The sequence below is a fragment of the Sphingobium sp. FW305-3-2-15-F-TSA7 genome (assembly GCF_058787155.1).
In genome coordinates this window covers 66,036-72,572 of sequence record NZ_JBYSZM010000040.1, presented here as the reverse complement: position 1 = coordinate 72,572, position 6,537 = coordinate 66,036, and the positions used below count along the sequence as shown (strand labels likewise).

At 65.5% G+C, this 6,537-nt stretch carries 7 protein-coding genes; all 7 read right to left on the bottom strand.

Going from position 1 to position 6,537, the window contains the following annotated elements; all coding sequences use genetic code 11:
* Positions 1-671, bottom strand: a 671-nt coding sequence (locus tag AC3WN8_RS25515; protein ID WP_492672319.1) for an electron transfer flavoprotein subunit alpha/FixB family protein, incomplete at its 3' end; no start/stop codon positions are given.
* Entirely contained in the window at positions 668-1,417 is a 750-nt protein-coding gene (locus AC3WN8_RS25510; protein WP_492672318.1) for an electron transfer flavoprotein subunit beta/FixA family protein, read from the bottom strand. The genes AC3WN8_RS25510 and AC3WN8_RS25515, both read right to left, overlap by 4 nt.
* A gap of 39 nt (positions 1,418-1,456) precedes the next feature.
* Positions 1,457-2,656, bottom strand: coding sequence for an ADP-forming succinate--CoA ligase subunit beta (gene sucC, locus AC3WN8_RS25505; RefSeq protein ID WP_492672317.1), 1,200 nt, complete (start codon positions 2,654-2,656; stop codon positions 1,457-1,459).
* Between the two features lie 103 nt (positions 2,657-2,759).
* The gene (locus tag AC3WN8_RS25500) at positions 2,760-3,068 is read right to left on the bottom strand and encodes a hypothetical protein (protein ID WP_492672316.1); all 309 of its coding nucleotides are present in this window, start codon (positions 3,066-3,068) and stop codon (positions 2,760-2,762) included.
* Positions 3,069-3,178: 110 nt separating this feature from the next.
* Positions 3,179-4,489 carry a cystathionine gamma-synthase family protein gene (locus tag AC3WN8_RS25495; protein WP_492672315.1) on the bottom strand — a complete coding sequence of 437 codons (1,311 nt, stop codon included), beginning with the start codon at positions 4,487-4,489 and terminating at the stop codon, positions 3,179-3,181.
* An 80-nt stretch (positions 4,490-4,569) separates the two neighbouring features.
* Entirely contained in the window at positions 4,570-5,337 is a 768-nt protein-coding gene (pgeF, locus tag AC3WN8_RS25490) for a peptidoglycan editing factor PgeF (protein ID WP_492672321.1), read from the bottom strand.
* 141 nt (positions 5,338-5,478) lie between these two features.
* Positions 5,479-6,537, bottom strand: a complete 1,059-nt coding sequence (locus AC3WN8_RS25485) for a class I SAM-dependent methyltransferase (RefSeq protein ID WP_492672314.1) — start codon at positions 6,535-6,537, stop codon at positions 5,479-5,481.

Genomic DNA, 6,537 nt, shown 5'->3' with positions numbered 1-6,537 from the left:
ACGCCCGCGCCCAGCTTGTCGGCCAGGGGTTCGATGATGCTGTGGAAGTTCTCGCTGTTCTGCAGCGCACGGCCGCCTGAGACGATGATCTTCGCGCTGGTCAGTTCGGGGCGCTCGCTCTTGGCGATCTCGGCGCCGACGAAGCTCGACAAACCCGCATCACCCTTGCCGGAGACGGCCTCGACCGAAGCCGAGCCGCCGTCCTTGGCGGCCTTCTCGAAGGCGGTGCCGCGCACGGTGATCACCTTCTTCGCGTCAGACGACTGGACGGTCGCGATCGCGTTGCCCGCATAGATCGGGCGGGTGAAGGTGTCGGCGCTCTCGACCGACAGGATCTCCGAAATCTGCGCGACGTCGAGCAACGCGGCGACGCGCGGCGCGATGTTCTTCGCCGACGAGGTCGCGGGCGCGACGAACGCGTCATGACCGGCCATCAGCTCGACGATCAGCGGCGCGACATTTTCGGCCAGCGCATGTTCGTACGCGGCGTCGTCCGCCAGCAGCACCTTGGAGACGCCCGCGATCTTCGCGGCCGCATCGGCAACGCCCTGTGCGCCCTTGCCGGCGACGAGCGCGACGACATCGCCCAGCTTGGTACCGGCGGTGACGGCCGCGAGCGTCGCGTCCTTCAGTTCCTTATTGTCGTGTTCGACCCAAACGAGAACGCTCATGCCGCCACTCCCATCGCCTTCAGCTTCGCAACCAGTTCATCGACATCGGCCACCTTGATGCCGGCACTACGCACCGGCGGCTCGGAGACCTTGAGCGTCTTGAGGCGCGGGGTGACGTCGACGCCGTAATCGGCCGGCGTCTTCTGCGCGAGCGGCTTGGACTTCGCCTTCATGATGTTGGGCAGCGACGCATAGCGCGGCTCGTTGAGGCGAAGATCGGTGGTGACGATCGCCGGCACCTTGAGCGACACGGTCTCGAGACCGCCATCGACTTCGCGGGTGACCGCGACGCTGTCGCCGGAGACCTCGACCTTCGACGCGAAGGTGCCCTGGCCCCAGCCGAGCAGCGCACCCAGCATCTGGCCGGTCTGGTTGCTGTCGTCGTCGATCGCCTGCTTGCCCAGGATCACCAGGCCCGGCTGTTCCTCGTCAGCGACGGCCTTGAGCAGCTTGGCGACGCCCAGCGGCTCCACCTCGCCCTCGACCGTGATCAGGATCGCACGGTCGGCGCCCATGGCGAGCGCGGTCCGCAGCGTTTCCTGCGCCTTTGCTTCGCCGATCGAGATGGCGACGATCTCGGTGACCGCGCCCTTTTCCTTCAGGCGGATCGCTTCCTCGACCGCGATCTCGTCGAACGGGTTCATCGACATCTTGACGTTCGCAAGGTCGACACCCGTGCCGTCCGCCTTCACGCGGGGCTTCACATTATAGTCAAGCACGCGCTTGACCGGGACCAGAACCTTCATTCTTTCCTCCTTAAGCTACGCCTTCCCTGGGGAGGGCGCTCAGGCGGCTTCCTGCACCTGCGCGACGATCTTCTTCGCGGCGTCGCCGAGATCGTTGGCAGCCACGATCGGCAGGCCGGATTCGGCCAGGATCTTCTTGCCTTCTTCCACATTCGTGCCCTCGAGCCGCACCACGAGAGGCACGCCGAGATTCACTTCCTTCGCCGCGGCGACGATGCCGTCCGCGATGATGTCGCAGCGCATGATGCCGCCGAAGATGTTGACGAGAATGCCCTTCACCGCCGGATCGCTCAGAATGATCTTGAACGCTGCGGTCACCTTCTCCTTGTTGGCGCCACCGCCGACATCGAGGAAGTTGGCGGGGAACATGCCGTTCAATTTGATGATGTCCATCGTCGCCATGGCGAGACCGGCGCCGTTGACCATGCAGCCGATATCGCCGTCGAGCTTGATGTAGGCGAGGTCGTATTTCGAGGCCTCGAGCTCCATCGGATCCTCTTCGGTCTCGTCGCGGAGCTCCATCAGATCCTTATGACGGAACATCGCGTTCGAATCGAAGCCGACCTTGGCGTCGAGCACCATCAGCTTGCCGTCGCCGGTGATCGCGAGCGGATTGATCTCGATCTGCTCGGCGTCGGTACCCAGGAACGCGTCATACAGCTTGGACGCGACATTGGCGGCCTGCTTGGCGAGATCGCCGGTCAGGCCGAGCGCGGCAGCGACCGAGCGGCCGTGATGCGCCATGAAGCCGGTCGCGGGATCGACGGCGAAGCTGTGGATCTTCTCGGGCGTGTCATGGGCGACGGTCTCGATGTCCATGCCGCCTTCGGTCGAAACGACGAAGGCGATGCGGCCGGTCGCGCGATCGACGAGCAGCGCGAGGTAGAATTCCTTCTCGATGTCGACGCCGTCGGTCACATAGAGGCGGTTGACCTGCTTGCCGGCTTCACCCGTCTGGATGGTCACCAGCGTGTTGCCGAGCATGTCGGTCGCGGCCGCCCGGACTTCGTCCAGGGTCTTGGCCAGGCGGACGCCGCCCTTGGCGTCGGGGCCGAGTTCCTTGAACTTGCCCTTGCCGCGGCCGCCCGCATGGATCTGTGCCTTGACGACGTAAAGTGGGCCGGGGAGCGTACCGGCCGCGGCGACGGCCTCGTCGACGGTGAGGGCCGCGTGGCCGGCGGGAACGGGAACGCCGAACTTCGCCAGCAATTCTTTCGCCTGATATTCGTGGATGTTCATGAGGGCGCTCGTGCCTTTCCGCAGTGCAAAATGGGGAGTCGCAGCGGCCTAAAGCATGGATCGGCATGGATTGCCACCCCGCTTTGGTCGTGGGCTGCCACCGTCATAGCCCCAGAGCGCAGGCGGCCGCCGCCGTGCTGGTGACCGACAGGATTTCCGGATCGCGCAACGCACGGACCTTGTGGAGGAAATCCGCTACGGAAAGCGCGCGGGTGCCGGCCTGCTTCAGGCTGCCCAGCGATTGCAGGCGGTGCAGCTGGACGATCGACAATCTATCGACCATCCGCTCTGCCATACATCCGGCCATCCGTTCCGAGAGCCCGGCATCGATCAAGCCGGCGCGCAGCCGGGTCTCCGGAGTCGCGCAGGCCGAAAGCGCCAACAGGGGCAGGAGGATCAGGCTCTTCTTCATCGGTTGCTCCATCCGATACCGCCCATCCCCGGGGGAGGTCGAGTTCGTCTAGGGCTCGCATTGATGGACGCGCGCGTCGCAGTCACCCCCCGATCGTGGAGGAGGGGTTTCTATATTGCAGCCAGCGCCTGTTCGAAATCGGCGATCAGGTCGTCGGCATCCTCCACGCCGATCGAGATGCGCACCATATTGTCGCCGATGCCCAGTGCGCGCTTGCGTTCGTCGGGCACCGACAGATGCGTCATCGCGGCAGGATGGCTGGCCAGCGTCTCGGTGCCCCCAAGGCTGACCGCGAGCTTGGCGATCTTGAGCGAATCGAGGAAGCGGAATGCCTCCGCCTCGCCGCCCTTGAGATAGAGCGAGAATGTCGATCCCGCGCCGGTGCAATGGCGCGCATAGATATCGGCCTGCCGTTCGGTCTCGGGAAAGCCGAGATAGACGATCTTGTCCACCTTGGGCTGATCTTTCAGCCAGGTGCAGATCTTCTCGGCATTCTCGCCCGCGCGGCTCATGCGAAGCTCCAGCGTCTCCAGGCTGCGCAGCAGCATCCAGGCGCTGTTGGGATCGAGGATGGTGCCGATCGTGTTCCGCATCATCCGGATCTGGTTCATATGTCCCTTGGAACCGAGCGCGCCGCCCGCGACGAGATCGCTGTGCCCGCCGGCATATTTGGTGAGCGAATAGACCACAATATCGGCGCCGTGCTCGAGCGGATGGTGCCAGAGCGGACCCAGAAAGGTGTTGTCGATCACGATCGGCGGCTTTTCCTCGCCGAGCAGCGAGTCTCGCACCTTGGTCACTGCCTGCACGTCGACGAGCACATTGGTCGGGTTGGCCGGGCTTTCGAGATAGATCATCGCGACATGGCCCTGTGCCTTCGCTTTCTCGACGACGGCGGCAATCTCGTCTTCGGTCGCGCCTGCCGGGAAATCGAGCCAGGAGACGCCGAACTTGCCGAGGATGCGGCCGATCAACGTCTCGGTCGCGGCATAGAGCGGCGCGGAATGGACGATGACGTCACCGGGCTTCACGAAAGTGAGCAGCACCGTTGCGATCGCGGACATGCCCGACGAGAAGGTGAGCGCGTCCTCCGCATCCTCCCACACGCCCAGCCTATCCTCGGCGATTTCCTGGTTGGGCCCGTTGAAGCGCGAATAGACCAGCCCTTCGGCACCGCCCGGGCGTTTGCCGGTGACGCCTTCGAAATGGCGTTTTCCCGCGGCGGCATTCTCGAAGACGAAGGTCGAGGTCAGGAAGATCGGCGGTTTCAGCGAGCCTTCGGACAGAGCGGGGTCGAAACCATGGCCCATCATCAGCGTCGAGGGTTTCAGCCGGCGATTGCCGATGGCGAGGACGTCGGGCTTGGGCCGCCGACGCGGGGTGGTGCCGGTCAGGTCGGATTCGTCGGGTTTCCTGGGCATGTCTGGGCGCCTTTGCTGGAGCGATATACCAGCCTAACGCGAAATAGCGCCGGATAGTACCAATCAGCCGAGAGGCCCGGTCAGCAGGGGAGGCCGATTAGCGAGATTTCCCGCCCATAGCCCGGTTCGCCATGATGGCAGGCGCGGCGATAGCTGAAGAAACGGTCCGCATCGGCATAGGTGTCGAGCCCCAGTGCCTCGATCCGGCGGATTCCCGCTGCCGCCAGCCGCGCGGCGACATAGGCTTCGATGTCGAACTGGAGATGGCCCGGCCGACCGGCGGAGAAGAAGCGTTCATTGGCCGGATCGGACTCTTCGAACGCGCGCGTGAAATCCTCACCGACTTCATAGGATGCGCGTGCGATGCACGGCCCGATCGCCGCCGCCACCCGGCCGCGATCCGCGCCCAGTGCCTCCATCGCCTCGATCGTGGCATCGGTCACGCCGGTCAGTGCACCCTTCCACCCCGCATGTGCCGCGCCGACGACGCCGGCATCGACATCGGCGAAGAGCACGGGAACGCAGTCCGCGGTCAATATGCCGAGTAATATGCCTGGCCGGTCGGTGACGAGGGCGTCGGCCTTTGGCCGCGCATCGTCGGGCCAGGGGGCGATTGCGGGCAGGGCGATCGCGCTATGGATCTGATGCACCGTCGTCAGCGCCGCGCCCGGCAGCACCGCCGCTGCTGCACGGCGGCGATTCTCCACGATCGCATCCCGGTCGTCATCGCTGCCCAGCCCGACATTGAGGCCGGCATGAATGCCGATCGACACGCCGCCGCGCCGGCCGAGAAAGCCGTGCGGGATAACCGAAAGCGCTTCGGATCGGATGACTTCGACTTGCTCCACACTCACTCCCGTCGCTCCAGATCCACAACCACGCCTGTCGCTCCAGCGAAAGCTGGAGCCTATGCGATGCCGGTTACCGCATTGCAGTTGACGAGATCGTATAGGCTCCAGCTTTCGCGGGAGCGACAGGAAGAGGCTAAATCACGCAAACCCTTCCGGATCGGGCCAGTCGGGCGCGACCAGTGCCAGCGCCTTGAACAATGTGCCCATCTGCTCGGGTCCGGCCAGCCGGTCCTGCGCCAGCGCGATCTCTTCGGCGGCGGCCGGCTGCGCTGCGGCAAGCGCCGCGGCGCGCGCCGAAAGTCCGAGCCGTTCGAGCCATTCGCCCTGTGCGGCTGGGCCCGTGACCTTCAATCCGGCGCCGCGCCCTTCGCGCGCCAGCGCGGTGAAGTCGACATGCGCGGTCAGGTCCTGCTCGCCGGGATCGGCAAAGGGATCGGCGAAACCGTGGCGGCGCACCGCCTGCAACGTGTCACCGACCGCCGGCCCCTGATAGCCATAGTCGATGACGATCATGCCGCCGCCCTGGTCGGCGATCCGGGCGGAGAGTTCGGCGCAGATCGCGCGTGCGGCAGGGCAGCTTTCGACGATCGCGCCCGGCGCCGCACTGTCCAGCGCCTCGGGCAGCAGCGATTCGGGTATCGTATCGCCCAGCGTCTGTACGAATCCGCCATCGGCATAAGCGACGGCGCGTTCGTGCCAGCCGGTCTCGGTCGCGACGAGTTGACGCACGGGCAATGCGTCGAAGAACTCGTTGGCGACGACCAGCAGCGCGCCGTCATGGGGCAATGTGGCGGCCACATCATGCCATCTCGCCTGCGGCACGCGTGCGGCCTGTGCATCGCGCAGCGCCGGGCTGGTCTCGACGAAATGCACCGACGGCTCCAGCCCGACCGAGCGCATCGCGCGCAGGGCATCGGCGGCCAGTGTCCCGCGGCCGGGCCCGAGCTCGACATAATGGACATTGTCCGGCGATCCGGCGCGCAGCCAGAGATCGGCCAGCCACAGTCCGACCAGTTCGCCGAACATCTGGCTGATCTCGGGCGCGGTGACGAAATCGCCCGCGGTGCCCAGCGGATCGCGCGTCGCATAATAATGCGCGTTCGCCTCCGCCATGAACTGGGCGACGGGGATCGCGCCGCTACGTTCGATCTCGCGTACGAGCTTGGCGGCGACGCCGGTTGGGGCGGGATCCTTCAC

Bases quoted from the DNA above. Each gene is read 5' to 3' on its own strand.
- AC3WN8_RS25510 (WP_492672318.1), bottom strand. From the start codon at position 1,417: ATGAAGGTTCTGGTCCCGGTCAAGCGCGTGCTTGACTATAATGTGAAG.
- sucC (WP_492672317.1), bottom strand. From the start codon at position 2,656: ATGAACATCCACGAATATCAGGCGAAAGAATTGCTGGCGAAGTTCGGC.
- AC3WN8_RS25500 (WP_492672316.1), bottom strand. From the start codon at position 3,068: ATGAAGAAGAGCCTGATCCTCCTGCCCCTGTTGGCGCTTTCGGCCTGC.
- AC3WN8_RS25495 (WP_492672315.1), bottom strand. From the start codon at position 4,489: ATGCCCAGGAAACCCGACGAATCCGACCTGACCGGCACCACCCCGCGT.